This window comes from Microbacterium sp. zg.Y909 (assembly GCF_024626565.1).
In genome coordinates this window covers 1-3,007 of record NZ_JANJFJ010000474.1, presented here as the reverse complement: position 1 = coordinate 3,007, position 3,007 = coordinate 1, and the positions used below count along the sequence as shown (strand labels likewise).

General features: G+C 71.5%; 2 protein-coding genes. One reads left to right on the top strand and one right to left on the bottom strand.

Going from position 1 to position 3,007, the window contains the following annotated elements; genetic code table 11:
* Nucleotides 1–436: 436 nt before the first annotated feature.
* A complete protein-coding gene (locus tag NQ160_RS21530; RefSeq protein WP_257517106.1) occupies nucleotides 437–2,551 on the bottom strand; it encodes a S9 family peptidase in 2,115 nt (704 codons plus the stop codon).
* 150 nt (nucleotides 2,552–2,701) lie between these two features.
* Here NQ160_RS21530 and NQ160_RS21525 point away from each other — a divergent pair.
* A partial coding sequence (locus NQ160_RS21525) for a DsbA family protein (RefSeq protein ID WP_257517105.1) occupies nucleotides 2,702–3,007 on the top strand: 306 nt, incomplete at its 3' end.

Sequence of the window (3,007 nt, the reverse complement as noted above, 5' to 3'; positions counted from 1 at the left end):
ACATATCCCGGCGGACGCGAACAGCACGACGATCAACGCCTTCGTCACCGCAATGAGGGGAGATCTCATGACTGCACCTATCGTCGATCGTTAGCTTCGTATCGAAAAACGATCGTAGGGGCTCGCGACGTTTCGCGGAAGCGTCACTGTCACCCGAAGCTCCGCGCGAGGGTCTGATCGCGCGACCGAACCACGCGGGGTAGGGTCCCCGGGCGATGGTTCCTGGTTCAGTGGGCGCATCCGGTCCCCGAACCCCGAGCGAGGGTCCGCTCGCGACGAACGAACGACGCCGATCTGGTCCATCCGGCCCGCGAACGCCAGCGGGGAGGGCCATCTGCGACGATCGAGCGAGATGGACTCGACCGCGGCGACCAGTCCTACCGAACGGCGCCGGAATCGACCGAACGGCAGCGCGCGCGGCCCGCTCGCCCGCGGGTCAGCCGAGCCCGGCGGGCCGGGGCGGCTCCTCCCCGAGCAGGTGCTCGCCGAGGAACGCGAACACCGTCTCGTACCAGACCACCGCGTGCTGGGGCTTGAGCACCCAGTGGTTCTCGTCGGGGAAGTACAGGAACCGGTGCACCGTGGAACCATCCGGACCGCCGTGGTGCTCCATGAGCTCGGCCCACAGCCGCAGGCTCTCCCCGATCGGCACGCGGTAGTCACGGTCGCCGTGGATGACCAGCAGCGGCGTGCGGATGTCGGCGACGGCGCGGTGCGGCGAGTTCTCGAGCATCGCCTCCGGGGTGAAGATGCTCTGCCAGTAGCCGGCGTGGTCGGTCGTTCCGGCGAACTGGTCCAGCGCCCACAGGCTCGCGTGCGTCACGATCGCCCGGAACCGGTCGGTGTGCCCCGCGACCCAGTTGGCCATGTACCCGCCGAACGACCCGCCCATGGCGGCCGTGCGGGTCTCGTCGATGTCGGGGCGCGCCTCGACGGCATCCGTGATGGCCATCAGGTCGGTGAAGGGCGCCGCACCCCAGCTGTTCCAGCCGCGGGCGATGAAGTCCAGCCCGTAGCCGGTCGACAGCGCCGGGTCGGGCAGCAGTACGGCGTAACCCCGGGCGACGGCGAGGTTCGGGTTCCAGCGCCAGCTCCACGCGTTCCAGCTGTTCAGCGGTCCGCCGTGGATCCACAGCAGCAGTGGCGCCGGCTTCTCGGCTGACGCACCCTCGGGCAGCAGCAGCCAGCCGCGCACGCGCGCGCCGTCGGCCGCGATCGTGTCGACCTCGGTGATCGTGCCGGGCACCTCGGGCACCGCCGCAGGGGTGGCGAGCTCGGTGACGGCGCCGTCGCGCGCGATGCGCACCGGGTGAGGCGCGGTGACCCACGACGAGCGCAGGCCGACGAGGTCACCGGTGCCGCGGTCGACGTGCACGTGGGTGTATGTGAAGTCGTCGTGGGTGAGCTGCCGCACGTCGCCGTCGTCCTGGCCGATGCGGAAGATCGGCCCGCGCCCGTCGGAGTCGGCGGTGACGATCAGCGCCCGGTCGTCGTGATCGAACTGGATGCCGCTGGGCCACCGGTCCCACTCAGCGGCGATGCGGCGCGGCGAGGATCCGTCGACACCGCTGACCCACAGCTCCTGCTCGGTGGGGCCGGCGGGCGTCGACTTCACCGCGCGCACGTAGGCGAGCGTGCGTCCGTCGTGGCTGATCGCGGGCCCGCTGATGTCCACGCCGGGCTCGTCGCGCAGCACCGTGTGCTCGCCGGTGGCGACGTCGATCGACACCAGGCGGTAGCGGCCGTCGAGGCCCGTGGGCACGAGCAGCGCGGCGACGAGCGTCGTGCCGTCGGGCGTGAGGGCTGCGCCGGCGTTCTCACCGGTGCGGCCCGGGCGCGGGGTGAGGTCGCGCGGGCGCGGCAGGGTCGCCGGGTAGGGCTCAGGCCGGTCGGCATCCGCGGCGGAAGCGCCGGCGCCGGCGGCGTCCGCGGCCGCCGACTCTTCGTCGATCACGGCGGCCACGGTGTCGACGAGGCCGTCGAGGTCGAGCGAGAGCAGGTGCGGCTCGGCTGGACCGAGGTCGTGGTCCCAGTGCCGCACCGGGTAGGTGTCGTGCAGGATCGCCGACACCTTGCGCTTCGTGCGCTCGGCGCGCAGTCTCGCGTCATCTTCGAGCGTGTCGGCCGAGGGCATCAGATCTGCGGCGAGCACCAGCCGCTCGGCGGCTTCGGCCACCGCGGCGATGCCGGAGACGCCGCCTGACAGCCGGGTCACCGGGCGGGCCTCTCCGCCCTCTGCGGGAAGCAGCCACAGCTGACCCGCCTCCTCCGGGTCGGCGGCCTCGGTGTCAGGTCGCGCGGAGACGAACAGCAGGTCGCCACTGGGCAGGAACGCCGCGCCCGCCTCGCCCTTGGCCGAACGCGTGAGTCGACGCGGGGCACCCTCGCCGCGCGTCGGAACCTGCCAGAGCGAGCGCTCGTAGCCCGTGGCATCCTTCGTCGGCGTCGCGACGGTCAGCACGGCACGCCCGCCGTCGGGCGAGAGCGTCAGACCCTCGGTGCGGGCGAGGGCGATGTAGTCGTCAAGGGAGAGGAACGGCGTCGTCGGCATGCCCTCCACGCTATCGTCGCCCGGGGCACGCACCGGCCGCGACCGCCTTTCGTAGATTCCCCACATGTGGTCTGACCACATTCCCGGGAAGCCTAGTAGCCCGCCAACGACAAATGTGCACGAGCCCGGACGACGAGGTACCAAAGAAGGATGAACCGTGAGCGACTCCTTCCCTTCGCCGTGATCGCGGCCGCGCTGGTCGCGCTCACGGGGTGCACCGCAGCAGACACGGACCCCAACGCCAACGCGAGCACCGCACCAACCCCGGCGACCTCGTCGCTGACCGACCCCGCCGAGGGCATCGTCGTCGGCGACGGCCCGGTCACGGTGGAGCTGTGGACCGACCTCTCCTGCCCGTACTGCGCCGTGCTCGAAGAGACCACGGGTGACGACCTCGAGGCCTGGGTGGCCGACGGCACGATCACGCTGTCGCTGCACCCGATGAACTACGTCAGC